The following is a 15478-nucleotide window of genomic DNA, read 5'->3' on the forward strand; positions in this document are numbered from 1 at the left end:
CGCCCTGGTTGATTCTCATTTTTTCGTCTTATAATTGTCCCGCCGACAGTAGAAATAGTTATATTCCTTGCCGGGAAAATCACCAATTCATTGGCAGCTTCTATTGCACACATCGTTAACAAAATCGCTGTGCTCTTTTTTTACGACAACAAATTCCCTACAATCCCAGCCCAATGTATGCCAATTATTATGGGGATCTCATGGGCACAGCCAAACACAGTAAACTGCTTATCCTTGGTTCTGGACCTGCGGGATACACCGCGGCGGTCTATGCCGCACGCGCCAACCTGCAGCCGGTGCTGATCACCGGGATGGAAAAAGGCGGTCAGCTGACCACCACGACGGAAGTGGAAAACTGGCCAGGCGATCCGAACGATCTCACCGGTCCGCTGCTGATGGAGCGCATGCACGAGCATGCCGCAAAATTTGAAACCGAGATCATTTTCGACCATATCAGCCGCGTCGATTTGCAAAACCGCCCGTTCCGTCTGACAGGCGACAGCGGCGAGTACACCTGTGACGCGCTGATCATCGCCACCGGCGCTTCCGCCCGTTACCTGGGCCTGCCTTCCGAAGAAGCCTTCAAAGGCCGCGGCGTTTCCGCGTGCGCTACCTGCGACGGATTCTTCTATCGCAACCAGAAAGTGGCGGTGATCGGCGGCGGCAACACCGCAGTGGAAGAGGCTCTGTATCTGTCGAATATCGCCTCTGAGGTACACCTGATCCACCGTCGCGATTCCTTCCGTGCGGAAAAAATCCTCATCAAACGCCTGATGGATAAAGTGGCAAGCGGCAACATCGTGCTGCATACCGATCGTACCCTCGAAGAGGTGACCGGCGACCAGATGGGCGTCAGCGGCCTGCGCCTGCGCGATACCAAAAACAGCGACAATGTCGAGTCCCTGGAAGTGGCTGGTTTATTTGTCGCCATCGGCCACAGCCCGAACACCGCCATCTTTGAAGGCCAGCTGGAGCTGGAGAACGGCTACATCAAAGTGCAGTCCGGTATCCACGGCAATGCGACCCAGACCAGCATCCCGGGCGTGTTCGCCGCCGGCGATGTCATGGACCATATCTATCGTCAGGCCATCACTTCTGCGGGCACCGGCTGCATGGCGGCGCTGGATGCGGAGCGTTACCTCGACGGTTTGGCTGACGCTTGCAAATAATCTTTACAAGTCAGTAACAAAGGTAAAGAAGGCGACGAAAAGTCGCCTTTATTTTTGCTGCGATGTAACATTGCCGTGCCCAATACTCCGATAACGACACCTGCAAAGCGCGCAATGAATAAAACCCGTCAACAAGAGTTAACCCGCTGGTTAAAACAGCAAAGCATTATCTCCCGTCGCTGGTTGATGATTTCCCGCCTGCTTGGCGTGGCGAGCGGTCTGCTGATCGTGGCGCAGGCCTGGTTCCTGGCGCGGATCCTGCACCGGATGGTAATGGAGAATATTCCAGCGACCGCCCTGCTGCTGCCGCTCACGCTGCTGGTGCTGATCTTTGTACTACGCGCCTGGGTGGTCTGGCTGCGTGAGCGGGTCGGCTTTCAGGCCGGGCAGCATATTCGCTATGAAATTCGCCGCCAGGTTCTTGACCGCCTCCAGCAGGCAGGCCCGGCGTGGATCCAGGGCAAACCGGCCGGCAGCTGGGCAACGCTTATTCTTGAGCAAATCGACGACATGCACGACTATTATGCCCGCTACCTGCCCCAGATGACGCTGGCGGCCTGCGTACCGCTGCTGATCGTTATTACTATTTTTCCGATTAACTGGGCCGCCGCGCTAATCCTTCTCGGCACCGCCCCGCTGATCCCGCTTTTCATGGCGCTGGTCGGGATGGGCGCCGCCGACGCCAACCGGCGTAACTTCCAGGCGCTGGCCCGCCTCAGCGGCCACTTCCTCGACCGCCTGCGCGGCATGGAAACCCTGCGTATTTTTCATCGCGGTCAGGCAGAAACCGATAATATTCGCGACGCCTCGCAGGATTTTCGCCAACGCACCATGGAAGTCCTGCGTCTGGCCTTCCTCTCCTCCGGGGTTCTGGAGTTTTTCACCTCCCTCTCCATTGCGCTGGTAGCGGTGTATTTTGGCTTTTCTTACCTTGGCGAGCTGAACTTCGGCCACTATGGCGCGGGCGTCACGCTGATGGCGGGATTCCTGACGCTGATCCTCGCCCCGGAATTTTTCCAGCCGTTACGTGACCTGGGTACCTTCTACCATGCCAAAGCTCAGGCCGTGGGCGCCGCAGACAGCCTGAAAACGTTTATGGAAACGCCGCTGACCCAGGTAGAGCGTGGCGAGAAAACGTTAAATGACAACGATCTGATTAGCGTGGAAGCGCGCGACCTGGTGATCAAATCTCCGGAAGGTAAAGTTCTGGCGGGGCCGCTTAATTTTGCGCTGCCCGCCGGCGCTCGCGTGGTGCTGGTCGGCCAGAGCGGATCCGGGAAAAGCTCTTTGCTGAATACACTGCTCGGCTTTCTGCCCTATGAGGGGTCGCTGATGGTCAACGGCGTAGAGCTGCGCGAGCTGGACGCTGAGCGCTGGCGCCGCCTGCTGAGCTGGGTAGGACAGAATCCGCAGTTGCCTGCCGCCACGCTGCGGGAAAACGTGCTGCTGGCGTGGCCCGAAGCTAGCGAAGCACAGCTTAGGCTGGCGCTGGACAAGGCCTGGGTCAGCGAGTTTATCGCCCTGCTGCCGCAGGGGATCCATACCGCCGTAGGCGATCAGGCGGGGCGTCTGTCGGTAGGCCAGGCGCAGCGTATCGCGGTCGCCCGCGCGCTGTTGGTGCCGTGCCGCCTGCTGCTGCTGGATGAACCTGCCGCCAGCCTTGACGCCCATAGCGAACAGCGAGTCATGCAGGCCCTGACCCACGCCTCCAGTGAGCAAACCACGCTGCTGGTCACCCACCAGCTCGAGGGGCTGGCCGACTGGGACGACGTCTGGGTGATGCAGGACGGACAGATTATCGAACAAGGCGACTACGCCACGCTGGCCCGTGCTGGTGGGGTCTTCTCGGCGCTGCTGGCCCATCGTCAGGAGGAGATTTAAATGCGCGCACTTTTACCCTATCTGGCGCTCTATAAACGCCATAAATGGATGCTGCTGCTTGGCGTCGTGCTGGCCATTGTGACCCTGCTGGCCAGCATCGGCCTGCTGACGCTCTCCGGCTGGTTCCTCTCCGCTTCAGCGGTGGTGGGCGTCGCCGGGATCTACAGTTTTAACTATATGCTGCCTGCCGCGGGCGTTCGCGGCGCGGCAATTATCCGTACCGCCGGGCGCTACTTTGAGCGCCTGGTCAGCCACGACGCTACCTTTCGCGTGCTGCAGCACCTGCGCGTTTTCACCTTCAGCAAACTGCTCCCCCTCTCTCCGGCGGGGCTGGCGCGCTTTCGCCAGGGTGAGCTGCTCAACCGGGTGGTGGCCGACGTTGACACCCTGGATCATCTCTACCTGCGGGTCATTTCGCCGCTGGTCGGCGCGCTGGTGGTAATTGTGGTCGTCACCTGCGGATTAAGTCTGCTCGACGTCACCCTCGCGCTGACGCTCGGCGGTATCATGCTGGCGACCCTGCTGGTTATGCCGCCGCTGTTCTATCGCGCAGGTAAGCCAGCCGGCGAAAGTATGACGCAGCTGCGCGGCCAGTATCGCCAACAGCTCACCGCCTGGCTGCAGGGTCAGGCGGAGCTGATGGTATTTAACGCCAGCGACCGCTACCGCGCACAAATGGAAAAGACCGAGCTGAGCTGGCAGGATGCACAGCGGCGCCAGGCCGAGCTGACCGCGCTTTCGCAGGCGGTAATGCTGTTAATCGGTGGCATCGCCGTGGTGGCCATGCTCTGGCTGGCCTCAGACGGCGTCGGCGGCAATAGTCAGCCCGGGGCGCTGATCGCGCTATTCGTATTCTGCGCGCTGGCGGCTTTTGAAGCCCTGGCGCCGGTTACTGGCGCTTTCCAGCATTTAGGCCAGGTGATCGCCTCCGCGCGGCGGATCTCGCAGATTACCGACCAGCAGCCGGAGGTCACCTTTGTCGAAGATGAAGCCAGTCCGCCAGCGCAGGTGGCCCTAACGCTTCAGGAGGTCACCTTCCGCTATCCTCAGCAGCCCTCCCCTGCCCTGGAGAATATTTCCCTGCAGATTGCCGCCGGAGAGCACATCGCCATTCTTGGCCGGACCGGCTGCGGAAAATCGACGCTGTTGCAGTTGCTTACCCGCGCCTGGGACCCGTCACAGGGAGAGATTCTGCTCAACAATCAGCCGCTCTCCGGCCTCAGCGAAGCCACTCTGCGGCAGGCAATGAGCGTAGTGCCGCAGCGCGTGCACCTGTTCAGCGCCACCCTGCGCGACAACCTGCTGCTGGCGGCGCCTGAAGCGGATGACGCTCATCTCAGCGCTACCCTTGAGAAGGTGGGTCTCGAAAAACTGCTGCAAGATGGTGGTCTTAACGGCTGGCTGGGCGAAGGCGGGCGTCAGCTCTCCGGCGGCGAACTGCGCCGACTGGCCATTGCCCGCGCGCTGCTCCACGATGCGCCGCTGATGCTGCTCGATGAACCGACAGAAGGTCTGGATGCGGCCACCGAAAGCCAGATCCTGCATCTACTGGCAGATGTCATGCGCGACAAAACCGTGCTGATGGTGACCCATCGTCTGCGGGGCCTGGCGGGTTTTAATCAGATAATAGTCATGGACAACGGCCAGATAATTGAGCAAGGTAGTCACGTGGAGCTGCTCGCTAAACAGGGCCGGTACTTCCAGTTTAAACAGCGTCTGTAGGCTATTCTATTATCTAATTTTTGCTGATGCGTATTGAGGTTAAAATGCGTCTGGTTCAGCTCTCCCGGCACTCTATCGCCTTCCCCTCTCCGGAAGGCGCCTTGCGAGAACCTAATGGCCTGCTGGCGCTCGGCGGCGATCTGAGCCCCGCGCGGCTGCTGATGGCCTATCAGCGTGGTATTTTTCCCTGGTTTTCCCCTGGCGACCCGATCCTCTGGTGGTCGCCCGACCCCCGGGCGGTACTTTGGCCAGAGCAATTCCATCTCAGCCGCAGCATGAAGCGCTTTCATCAGCGTTCGCCCTACCGGGTCACGCTCAACCACGCCTTTGGCGAAGTGATTGAGGGCTGCGCCAGCGATCGTGACGAAGGCACCTGGATAACCAGCAGTATCGTTCGCGCCTATCACCAGCTGCATGAGTTGGGTCATGCCCACTCCATTGAAGTCTGGCAGGAGAATACCCTGGTGGGAGGAATGTACGGCGTAGCGCAGGGAGCGCTGTTTTGCGGCGAATCGATGTTTAGCCGGGCGGAAAATGCCTCCAAAACCGCGCTGCTGGTATTTTGCCAGGACTTTGCGCACAGCGGCGGTAAATTAATTGACTGTCAGGTACTGAACAACCATACCGCGTCATTAGGCGCAGTGGATATTCCCCGCCGCGATTATCTGGACTATCTGTCGGTATTACGCGGCTACCGACTGCCCGAGCGATTTTGGGTGCCGCGGGTGCTATTTCCTGGCGGATAATAAAATGTTTTCAGCACATTTTGCGTCAGGATGGTATAATTGCGCGGTAGAGTAGCTTCTGCCTGTTGCCCCGCCGCCGTTTGGGAATAATAAGAGTCAGATAACGCCCATCGTTCTGTCACTCCCCTTTACGTTTGCGCCTGTCACGCGGCATGGCCGTGTGTGTCCCGGGCAATGCGCCAAAACTACTTCGGCGATTCATACCCGTCATATTTCCGTAGCCGCTGCGCTGACTATGCGCCTTGCGGCAAGGTGAATGATTCAGGGTAGATACGTAAAACTTTACTTACATGATGAACTTCGGCATTATCTTGCCGGTTCAAAACTACGGTAGTGATACCCCAGAGGACTAGATGGCCAAAGAAGACAATATTGAAATGCAGGGCACCGTACTTGAAACGTTGCCTAACACTATGTTCCGCGTAGAACTGGAAAACGGTCACGTGGTAACCGCGCATATCTCCGGTAAAATGCGTAAAAACTACATCCGCATTCTGACGGGCGACAAAGTGACTGTTGAGCTGACCCCGTACGACCTGAGCAAAGGCCGCATTGTCTTCCGTAGTCGCTGATTGTTTTCGCCCTTAAGGCGTTAGATGCTGAAGGCCGGGATAATTCCCGGTCTTTTCATTTCTGCCGTCAGCAAAAAAAAACCGGCCCCTGGCCGGTTTTTTTACATTGAAGATATCGCCTTAGTGGGCCGCTTCCGGTTTGTGCTTCGGAGCGCTCTGGAAGTCGTAAGTCAGCGTATTTTTGTCGCTGTCCAGAGAGACAGTGACCTGACCACCGTCGACCAGCGAGCCAAACAGCAGTTCGTTCGCCAGCGGTTTTTTCAGGTTGTCCTGAATGACGCGTCCCATTGGACGTGCCCCCATCGCCCGATCGTAGCCTTTCGTCGCCAGCCAGTCGCGCGCTTCCTGACTCACTTCCAGGGAGACGCCTTTCTGGTCCAGCTGGACCTGCAGCTCGACGATAAACTTGTCGACAACCTGATGGATCACCGTGGTAGACAAATGATCGAACCAGATGATGTTGTCGAGGCGGTTACGGAACTCCGGCGTAAAGATCTTTTTGATCTCATCCATCGCATCCGGACTGTTGTCCTGCTGAATAAGGCCAATGGATTTACGCTCGGTTTCCCGCACCCCGGCGTTGGTGGTCATCACCAGCACCACGTTGCGGAAGTCCGCTTTACGGCCGTTATTATCGGTCAGCGTCCCGTTATCCATCACCTGCAGCAGCAGGTTGAACACGTCCGGATGCGCTTTTTCGATCTCATCAAGCAGCAATACCGCGTGCGGATGTTTAATCACCGCATCGGTCAGCAGCCCTCCCTGATCGAAGCCGACGTAGCCCGGAGGCGCCCCGATCAAACGGCTGACGGTATGACGTTCCATATATTCGGACATGTCAAAGCGCAGCAGCTCAATCCCTAACGCCTTCGCCAGCTGGACGGTCACTTCGGTTTTCCCGACCCCGGTCGGCCCGGCGAACAGGAACGATCCCACCGGCTTGTGCTCATGGCCCAGCCCGGCGCGCGCCATTTTAATAGCCTCGGTCAGCGCCTCGATGGCTTTATCCTGTCCAAAGACCAGCATTTTCAGACGGTCGCCCAGGTTTTTCAGCGTGTCGCGATCGCTGCGGGAGACGCTCTTCTCAGGGATCCGCGCAATGCGCGCCACCACTGATTCGATATCCGCCACGTTAACCGTTTTCTTACGCTTGCTGACCGGCATTAAGCGCGCCCGCGCGCCCGCTTCGTCAATGACGTCAATCGCCTTATCCGGCAGATGACGATCGTTAATGTATTTCACCGCCAGTTCAACCGCCGCACGCACCGCTTTGGCGGTATAACGCACATCATGGTGCGCTTCGTACTTCGGCTTCAGGCCGTTGATAATCTGGACCGTCTCTTCCACCGACGGTTCGGTAATATCGATCTTCTGGAAACGGCGGGCCAGCGCACGATCTTTTTCAAAGATGTTGCTGAACTCCTGGTAAGTGGTGGAGCCGATCACCCGGATCTTGCCGCTGGAAAGCAGCGGTTTGATCAGGTTAGCCGCATCGACCTGGCCGCCAGACGCCGCCCCCGCACCGATAATGGTGTGGATTTCATCAATAAACAGGATGCTGTTGGTATCCTGCTCCAGCTGTTTGAGCAACGCTTTGAAGCGTTTTTCAAAATCGCCACGATATTTGGTCCCTGCCAGCAAAGCGCCAATGTCGAGCGAGTAGATAGTGCAGTCGGCCATCACTTCCGGCACATCGCCCTGCACAATACGCCAGGCAAGACCTTCGGCGATCGCGGTTTTACCGACGCCGGATTCCCCCACCAGCAGCGGGTTATTTTTCCGCCGACGGCACAGGACCTGAATCGCGCGCTCCAGCTCTTTTTCACGGCCGATCAGGGGATCAATGCCGCCGACGCGAGCAAGCTGATTGAGGTTGGTGGTGAAGTTTTCCATACGTTCCTCCCCGCCGGCTTGCTCTTCATTGCCAGGCTGGCTTCCGCTGTTATCGGAAGACTGGCTCGGCTCGTCTTTGCGTGTACCATGAGAAATGAAGTTCACCACATCAAGACGGCTCACTTCATGTTTACGCAGCAGGTAGGCGGCCTGCGACTCCTGCTCGCTGAAAATCGCCACCAGCACGTTGGCGCCGGTCACTTCGCTGCGGCCAGAAGATTGTACGTGGAAGACGGCGCGCTGCAGCACACGCTGGAAGCTTAGCGTCGGCTGGGTGTCGCGCTCTTCTTCCGTGGCTGGCAGAACGGGTGTGGTTTGTTCGATGAAGGCTTCAAGTTCCTGACGCAATGCCACCAGGTCCACTGAACACGCTTCCAGGGCCTCACGGGCCGAGGGGTTGCTTAGCAGAGCCAGCAGCAAGTGCTCGACGGTCATAAACTCATGACGGTGCTCGCGCGCTCTGGCGAAAGCCATATTTAAACTGAGTTCCAGTTCTTGATTGAGCATAGGCACCTCCCCCAATTTTCATGCCTGTATTCAGGCTTTTTCCAGCGTACACAGCAATGGATGCTCGTTCTCCCTCGCGTACTGATTCACCATAGCGACTTTGGTCTCCGCCACTTCCGCGGTAAACACGCCACAAATCGCCTTACCTTCATAGTGAACCGTGAGCATCAGTTGCGTTGCACGTTCAACATCATAAGAAAAGAATTTTTGTAACACGTCAATAACAAACTCCATCGGAGTGTAGTCATCATTGACCAATATCACTTTATACATAGATGGCGGTTTAATCGCATCACGAACTTCGTCGTCAACCAGGTGCTCGAAGTCCAGCCAATCTCTCTTACTCATCGTCAGTGTTCATCATCGGTTGCTGTTGCCAACAGGCGGAGGCCTGTCGATGACCAGAGGTTATGCTCATCACAAATCTACAATAGATCATAGATAACTATCATCTATCGCTTCTATCCGCGACGGCTGTCACATTCCCCGGCAATAGCGTTAACTGCTTCAAATTTTGACGCATTTTTCGCCGTTCCCCCTCCTCAATCGCTTGACGCGTTTTCGTATTTCTCTAAATTGTAGTGGCGAGAGTTGGCGAGCAATTGAACAACTCGTCACTCCACCACCGGTTCATTCCATCTTACTAATAAAGATTTACGAAGGATGTCGAAGTATGGAAATGGGTACTGTTAAGTGGTTCAACAATGCCAAAGGGTTCGGTTTTATCTGCCCTGAGGGCGGCGGCGAAGACATTTTCGCCCATTACTCCACCATCCAGATGGATGGTTACAGAACGCTAAAAGCCGGACAAGCCGTTCGGTTTGATGTTCACCAGGGGCCAAAAGGCAACCACGCCAGCGTGATCGTCCCTGTGGAAGCGGAAACGGCTGCATAACTCTTTTGCTTCATTGTGTACATCCTGCTAATAAAATGCCAGTCCTTCTGACTGGCATTTTTATTTCTCGCCCCGCCTATTCTCGCGCCAGGGCATCCACCGGATCGAGCCGCGCCGCGTTGCGCGCAGGCAGCCAACCAAACAGCACCCCGGTCAGCGTCGAACAGAGAAACGCCGTCAGCAGCGCCAGCGGAGAAAAACCAATCTCCCAGCCGGGGAGAAACAGCTGTAAAATAAAGGCGATCATCAGCGACAATGCTACGCCCAGCGCGCCACCGACCAGGCAAACCAGCACCGCTTCAATGAGAAACTGCTGCAGCACATCGCTGGCCCGGGCGCCAACCGCCATGCGGATGCCGATCTCCCGGGTTCGTTCGGTCACCGACACCAGCATAATATTCATTACGCCAATCCCGCCGACCACCAGGGCAATCACCGCCACCAATGTCAGGAACAGCTGTAAGGTATGTGTGGTCCTTTCGGCGGTTTTCAAGACGCTGTCCATATTCCAGGTGAATACATCTTTTTTACCATGCCGCAGCTCCAGCAGACGCAGCAGCTGTTTCTCTGCGGTTTCACTGTCGTAGCCTTCATGAACGCGCACAGTGATGGAGTTCAGCCACGACTGGCCCATTACTCTTCCCGCCATGGTGGTGTAGGGCAACCAGACGCGGAGAATTTTGCTGCTGCCGAACATCGACTGTTTTTCATCCGCAACGCCAATCACCGTGGCCGGCATATTGCCCACCAGAATCACCTCTCCCACCACTTTCGCTTTATTGGGAAACAGCTGCCGACGGGTATTGCTGTCGAGCACTACCACCTGTGCCCGACTGTTGAGCTGCAGTTCATTGAAGGTATTGCCTTCGCTAAAGGTCATGCCGTAGACATTAAAATACTGTGGACCGACCCCCTCCGCGCTGGCGGCAACGTCAATATTGTTGGCGCGCAGGCGCAGGCTTTTTGAAACCGCCGGCGTGGCGGAGCGCACCCACGGCTGCTTCTGGATCGCCAGCAAATCGTCATACTTCAGCGCCTGCTGATAGCGCGGGTCGTCGTCGCCAAAATCCTTACCAGGATACACATCAATGGTATTGGTGCCGATGGCGCGAATATCTGCCAGCACCATCTGCTTGGCGGCATCCCCCACCACCACGATCGACACCACCGAGGCAATACCGATAATAATGCCGAGCATGGTCAGCAGGGTACGCATTTTATTCGCCGCCATCGCTCGCCAGGCCATCACCAGCGCTTCGCGAAAGCCGCTGGTAAACTGACGCCACGCCGAAGGCTCCGCCTGCGGACGGGCGCGCAGTCCGCCGCCCTGGCGGCTGGCGGGCGGGTTGCGGACGATCTCGCCATCGCGGATCTCGACGATCCGCTCCGCCTGAGCGGCGACCTGCGGATCGTGGGTCACAATGATGACCGTGTGCCCCTGCGCTTTTAGCTGGTGCAGGATCGCCATTACCTCTTCGCCGGAATGGCTGTCCAGCGCGCCGGTCGGTTCATCAGCGAGGATCACCTCCCCGCCATTCATCAGGGCGCGGGCGATACTGACCCGCTGCTGCTGACCGCCGGACAACTGTGACGGTTGATAGTCGGCGCGCTCGCCCAGCCCCAGCCGCACCAGCAGCTCATGAGCGCGCGCCAGGCGCGCGCGCCGTTCACTGCCGGCATACACCGCCGGCACTTCGACATTCTGCGCGGCGGTCAGATGGGACAGCAAATGGTAGCGTTGAAAGATAAAGCCAAAGTGTTCCCGCCGCAGACGGGCCAGCGCATCGCCATCCAGCTGCGCGATATCGGTTCCCGCCACCCGATAGGTGCCGCTGGTGGGTTTGTCGAGGCAGCCAAGGATATTCATCAGCGTCGATTTTCCCGAGCCGGAGGCCCCGACGATCGCCACCATCTCACCCGCATGGATGCTGAGGGTGATCCCCTTCAGGACCTCAACGCTGCCGTCGCCGGAAGGATAGCTGCGACGTATATTTCGCAGCTCAAGCAGCGCCGTCATTTTGCCGCCCCGCTCGCGCTCTCGCCGACGATCACTTCGTCGCCCTCTTCCAGACCTTGCACCACTGCGACGTCGGTATCATTGCGGGCGCCAATGATAACCTCACGCTCTTTGACCTCACCGGTGCGCAACAGTCGAACGTGGTAGCGGTTATCGCCTACCGCGTCGCCCAGGGCGCTCAGCGGGATAGTAATCACGTTCTTCACCTCAGCCAGCTGAATGTGCACCTGCGCGGTCATGTCGAGGCGCAGGATCCCCTGCGGGTTCGGTACCTCGAAGCGGGCATAATAGAAGATGGCGTCATTCACTTTTTCCGGCGTCGGCAGAATGTCTTTCAGTTTACCTTCATAACGGGTAAGCGGGTCGCCCAGCACGGTAAACCACGCTTTTTGCCCCGGTCTGAGGTGGATGACATCCGCCTCAGAGACCTGCGCTTTAACCAGCATGGTGCTGAGATCCGCCAGCGTCAGAATGTTAGGCGCCTGCTGGGCGGCGATCACTGTCTGTCCCTGCAGGGTGGTAATTTGCGTCACTTCGCCGGCCATCGGCGCCAGGATCCGCGTGTAATCGAGGTTGGTCTTCGCCGTATCGAGCGTCGCCTGGTTACGCTTTATTTGCGCTTCAATAGTGCCGATCTGCGCCTGTTTCACCGCCAAATCGGTGGCCGCGGTATCAAGGTCCTGCCGCGAGACCAGCTGGCGCTGCGCCAGCTGCTGCTGACGGGCCAGAGTCACTTGCGCCAGTTTGCTCTCCGCGCGCGCCTGATTGAGCTGGGCGCGCAGCTCCATGAGCGTCGCTTCCACCTCTTTAATCTGGTTTTGCGCCTGCTCCGGATCGATAACCCCCAGCAACTGATCCTTTTTAACCTTATCGCCAATATTGACGTGCAGCGTTTTCAGCTGTCCGCTGACCTGGGCGCCGACGTCAACTTTTCGCAGGGCATCCAGTTTGCCGGTGGCCAGCACGCTCTGCTGGAGATCCCCTTTGCGAACTACCAGCGTCTGGTAGTTCGGCAGCGGCGCATTGAGGATCCGCCATCCCCAGATAGCCAGCCCCAGCACAACGATCGCCAACAGCCACCAGACGGTCCTGCGTTTTCCCTTCACTTTCATATTCCGATTCCTGCTGTTTCCCTGCCGCTCCAGGCGGTGATTCTATCGAAACCCGCTGGCAACAGGACACCCATTTTTCTCGTCAATGACGTTTTGTTTAGCTGCCGGAGAGCTTTGTGCCGCCGTAAATGACGACGACGGTGAGATTAATCGGCACGACCGCGGGCTAACCACAGCACCCGTGAGAACATTTTCTTCAGCAGCGTCGGCACAGCGTCCACGCCACGGCGGCCGGCCTCCATCGCCACCTCAATCGCCAGGTCCGGCTTGGATGAGCGATGGATGGCTTTGGTGATCACCCGCCGCATATTCATCGGGACATTATCCGGGATCTGCGCCACCCGATGATAAACGTCATCAAATCCCTGACGATACATAAAGTGTTCCATATCCAGCGCCGGCAGACTGGTCAGATGGTCGCGCTCCAGCTCGCGATCGTTATTAAGCAGACCTCGTACCGTCGCGGCATATTTTTTCCCTGCCTCATCGCCGTCCACCAGCACGTGCCACTGGATCCCCATCCGGCGGGCAAACTTGATCAATGGCTTCAGGCCGGACTGGGCGAATTCGATCACCTTAACCCCTTCGGCATCAAAATGATGACCGCACTGCCGGGCCAGTTCGTTGATAACCCAGGTTTCCGTCTCTCCCTCCACCAGCAGCCAGCAGCGGGCGAAGAGCGATGAGGCGCGATTGAAGCGGATGTGAAAAGCAATGCGCCGGCTCTCTTCGGCATTCATTCCGCCCGGCCCCAACCGCCACGCCGATACCCGCGTCGACTCACGCACCAGCCGGCAGACCTGCTCTACCGGCGTCAGGGACAGCAGCTCTCCGGAGTTGGTGGTGGTCACACGCTGCAGCGGCAACAAATTCAGCAGGTGCCAGGCGACGGAAAGCATGATCGGATGCAGACGGGTCTCGGGATCTTCAATCAACAGCAGCGGTCGCGCGTCGCGATCGAGGCGCACCGTCCCTTTCGCCTGCAGGAGGGTGGCAAAAAGCCCCAGCAGGATCACCCGATGGCTGCGCCCGCCGGGCTTGTCGATCATCCGGTTGATAATATCCAGATAACGCCAACTGCGCTGTTCATCATGGGAGCGCCGCCGCATCAGGCGATGCCGCGTCTGAGCGCTGCTTTGCTCGGCAAAGTAATGCTCAAGCAGTTGCACCATGGCCGATAGCCCCTGACGGATCTGACCGTCCGATAAATTTTGCGGATGGCTGACCAGTTCGCGGGAGAGAAAATCCAGCTGACGGGCGGTGATCTCTATCTGCGGCGAGTGCGGTACCGTCCCGTTATGGATGCGGCGCATAAAGCGCGCATCGCGCAGGCGCAGCACCGGCATCAAACGCACCAGGTGTCGGGCCAGCTCATCAATCTCCTCCAGCACCAACGCTTCGCCTTCACCATCGATAAAGCTCCGCAGGGTCATCACGCTGTCATCTTCGGCGAGCTCGCCCTCCAGGCGATAGAACACCCGGTGATACCCGTCATCGCAAGGCACCCAGCAGCGCTGAAGCGGACGGAAACGCCGGACCCGATGGCGGCCTGGCTCCGTTTCGCGGAAGGTCAGGATAATATGCAAATGGTGTTCGCGCCCCTGGATGTCGCCCGGGGGAAACCAGAAATCATCGCGAACAAAGTGATAAAGATCGAACTCCGGCGACAAAAGCAGGGTCAGCGCATCAAGCAGACTGGACTTCCCCCACGCGTTCTCCCCGATCAGGACGTTATTTTGCTCCAGCATCAACGACAAACGATTGATACCGCGAAAACCGACGATTTCTACGCGCTCAAGAAGCATATCCCCTCCGCTACACCACCACTCTCCTTCAGTAATCAACAGTATAGCGAGGGCGGAGGCAAGATGACACTCTGCTTAATCGCATCCGTGGCTCATATTCAGCGGATTAAATATATTCATAAAATTACTCACTTATCGCCTATTACCGACTGTTGATTATTCATCAAGCAAAATAGTTTTATTTCAGGCGTTATGATCTACACTATTGATAATCTTCCATGGATAAAGGAAAGGCTAAACTGGCAAAAGGAATCCACTCACCTTGCCCTAAATCAAATAATATCAATATATTTAACTGGCTCCGGGATGGCGATTATCTCTAGAATAACGCCGCTTTATTTTTATCGTCATCCCTTATCACGATAAATAAAGACCGGCACGGTCCGCTCGTGCGCGTAAACAATTTAATTGAGGTGGTTATGTTCAGAAAATTAGCAGCCGAATGCTTCGGCACCTTCTGGCTTGTATTTGGCGGCTGCGGTAGCGCCGTGCTCGCCGCGGCTTTCCCCGAGCTTGGTATTGGTTTTGCCGGCGTCGCGCTGGCATTTGGCTTAACGGTATTAACCATGGCGTTTGCGGTCGGCCATATTTCCGGGGGGCATTTCAACCCGGCGGTCACCTTAGGCCTGTGGGCCGGCGGCCGTTTTCCGGCAAAAGAGGTCATTGGCTATATTATCGCTCAGGTGGTCGGCGGAATTATTGCCGCGGCGGTGCTGTACGTGGTTGCCAGCGGTAAAGCCGGCTTTGATGCCGCCGCCAGTGGCTTCGCCTCCAACGGCTATGGCGAACACTCCCCGGGCGGCTTCTCCATGCTGTCGGCTATCGTCATTGAAATTGTCCTGACCTGCGGCTTCCTGCTGGTTATTCATGGCGCGACCGATAAACATGCGCCGGCGGGCTTTGCCCCCATCGCCATCGGCCTGGCGCTGACCCTCATCCATTTGATCAGCATTCCAGTCACCAACACCTCGGTCAACCCGGCGCGCAGCACCGCGGTGGCAATTTTCCAGGGCGGCTGGGCGCTGCAGCAGCTGTGGCTGTTCTGGGTCATGCCAATCGTCGGCGGGATCCTCGGCGGCGTGCTGTATCGCACCCTGCTGGAAAAACGCGATTAACGCTTTTCAAAGCCCGGGTCTCCGGGCTTTTTCTTTCTGGCGAC

12 protein-coding genes are annotated in these 15478 nt (G+C 57.6%); 7 read left to right on the forward strand and 5 right to left on the reverse strand.

What is annotated here, in order from left to right; genetic code table 11:
• The first annotated feature begins 200 nt into the window (after positions 1 to 200).
• The 5 genes from trxB to infA all read left to right on the forward strand — a co-directional run bounded on the left by trxB (position 201) and on the right by infA (position 6090).
• The gene (gene trxB / locus ACR809_RS16725) at positions 201 to 1169 is read left to right on the forward strand and encodes a thioredoxin-disulfide reductase (protein WP_002898019.1); all 969 of its coding nucleotides are present in this window, start codon (positions 201 to 203) and stop codon (positions 1167 to 1169) included.
• Between the two features lie 114 nt (positions 1170 to 1283).
• Positions 1284 to 3050, forward strand: coding sequence for a heme ABC transporter permease/ATP-binding protein CydD (gene cydD / locus ACR809_RS16730; RefSeq protein ID WP_002898017.1), 1767 nt, complete (start codon positions 1284 to 1286; stop codon positions 3048 to 3050).
• Positions 3051 to 4772 (forward strand): heme ABC transporter ATP-binding protein/permease CydC, encoded by a 1722-nt coding sequence (gene cydC / locus ACR809_RS16735; RefSeq protein ID WP_012737718.1) that lies wholly within the window; start codon positions 3051 to 3053, stop codon positions 4770 to 4772.
• A 44-nt stretch (positions 4773 to 4816) separates the two neighbouring features.
• The gene (gene aat, locus ACR809_RS16740) at positions 4817 to 5518 is read left to right on the forward strand and encodes a leucyl/phenylalanyl-tRNA--protein transferase (RefSeq protein ID WP_002898014.1); all 702 of its coding nucleotides are present in this window, start codon (positions 4817 to 4819) and stop codon (positions 5516 to 5518) included.
• A gap of 353 nt (positions 5519 to 5871) precedes the next feature.
• Positions 5872 to 6090 (forward strand): translation initiation factor IF-1, encoded by a 219-nt coding sequence (gene infA / locus ACR809_RS16745; RefSeq protein ID WP_001040187.1) that lies wholly within the window; start codon positions 5872 to 5874, stop codon positions 6088 to 6090.
• A gap of 120 nt (positions 6091 to 6210) precedes the next feature.
• Here infA and clpA read toward each other — a convergent pair whose 3' ends face one another.
• Positions 6211 to 8490, reverse strand: a complete 2280-nt coding sequence (gene clpA / locus ACR809_RS16750) for an ATP-dependent Clp protease ATP-binding subunit ClpA (protein ID WP_122051440.1) — start codon at positions 8488 to 8490, stop codon at positions 6211 to 6213.
• A gap of 30 nt (positions 8491 to 8520) precedes the next feature.
• Positions 8521 to 8838 carry an ATP-dependent Clp protease adapter ClpS gene (gene clpS / locus ACR809_RS16755; RefSeq protein ID WP_002896520.1) on the reverse strand — a complete coding sequence of 106 codons (318 nt, stop codon included), beginning with the start codon at positions 8836 to 8838 and terminating at the stop codon, positions 8521 to 8523.
• Between the two features lie 325 nt (positions 8839 to 9163).
• Between clpS and cspD the strand changes: the two genes are divergently transcribed.
• Complete coding sequence (gene cspD / locus ACR809_RS16760) at positions 9164 to 9385, forward strand: cold shock-like protein CspD (protein ID WP_002896516.1); 222 nt, start codon at positions 9164 to 9166, stop codon at positions 9383 to 9385.
• A gap of 76 nt (positions 9386 to 9461) precedes the next feature.
• On the opposite strand, the gene macB is transcribed toward cspD, so the two are convergent.
• From macB to ACR809_RS16775, 3 genes are all read right to left on the reverse strand, one after another.
• On the reverse strand, positions 9462 to 11402 hold the full coding sequence (macB, locus tag ACR809_RS16765) for a macrolide ABC transporter ATP-binding protein/permease MacB (protein ID WP_004147781.1): 1941 nt from the start codon (positions 11400 to 11402) through the stop codon (positions 9462 to 9464).
• Entirely contained in the window at positions 11399 to 12514 is a 1116-nt protein-coding gene (gene macA, locus ACR809_RS16770) for a macrolide transporter subunit MacA (RefSeq protein ID WP_002896440.1), read from the reverse strand. Before macA ends, macB begins: the two co-directional genes overlap by 4 nt.
• 146 nt (positions 12515 to 12660) lie before the next feature.
• On the reverse strand, positions 12661 to 14319 hold the full coding sequence (locus ACR809_RS16775; protein ID WP_004176693.1) for an ATP-dependent endonuclease: 1659 nt from the start codon (positions 14317 to 14319) through the stop codon (positions 12661 to 12663).
• Positions 14320 to 14738: 419 nt separating this feature from the next.
• Here ACR809_RS16775 and aqpZ point away from each other — a divergent pair, with 419 nt between their 5' ends.
• Entirely contained in the window at positions 14739 to 15434 is a 696-nt protein-coding gene (aqpZ, locus tag ACR809_RS16780) for an aquaporin Z (protein WP_002896434.1), read from the forward strand.
• Positions 15435 to 15478: the final 44 nt, after the last annotated feature.

Origin of the sequence: Klebsiella sp. CD33, assembly GCF_051992865.1 — a bacterium.
GTDB lineage: Bacteria > Pseudomonadota > Gammaproteobacteria > Enterobacterales > Enterobacteriaceae > Klebsiella > Klebsiella pneumoniae.